This is a genomic window from Lysobacter xanthus, assembly GCF_047159895.1.
Window position 1 is genome coordinate 1 of sequence record NZ_BAAGAB020000160.1, and the last position, 508, is coordinate 508.

1 pseudogene is annotated in these 508 nt (G+C 74.2%); it reads right to left on the bottom strand.

The features are described 5' to 3' along the window. A pseudogene (locus tag ACY35P_RS15650) lies at positions 1 to 508 on the bottom strand (hypothetical protein); the annotation flags it as partial.

Below are 508 nucleotides of genomic sequence, written 5' to 3' on the forward strand. Positions count from 1 at the left end.
CCCGGCGTCGCGGGTACATGGAAGGACCTCACGGACTCCGTGAACTCCATGGCGTCCAACCTCACCGCGCAGGTGCGTGCGGCCGCCTGCAGCAGCGGCGCGATGTCGACGTGGCGCGCATCCAGCTCGAAGCGGCCGCCACCGGCGAGCGACAGGCCGTCGAGCAACTGCGAGGCCTTCGCCTGCTGCACGCGCAGCGTCGGCAGCGCCACGCTCCAGCGGCCGCCGTGCATGCGCCAAATGCCGAGCGCGTCCACGCGGTCGAAGACCACGCGCGGCACGCGGCCGTCGAGCGGCGCGCCTTCCAGTGTCACGCCGGCGAGTGCGCCTTCGCCGGTAACCTGCACCACGCGCTCGTCGCGCAGCTCCGCCCAGGCGCGCGCGCTGCCGCGACCGCCGGCGACCCGCACGCCGCCCGCATGCAGGATGCCGGACCAGTCGCGCAGGTCGGCCTGCGTGGTCCCCACGTAGGCGCGGCCATCGCCGCGCTCGCGATCGAAATCCAGCA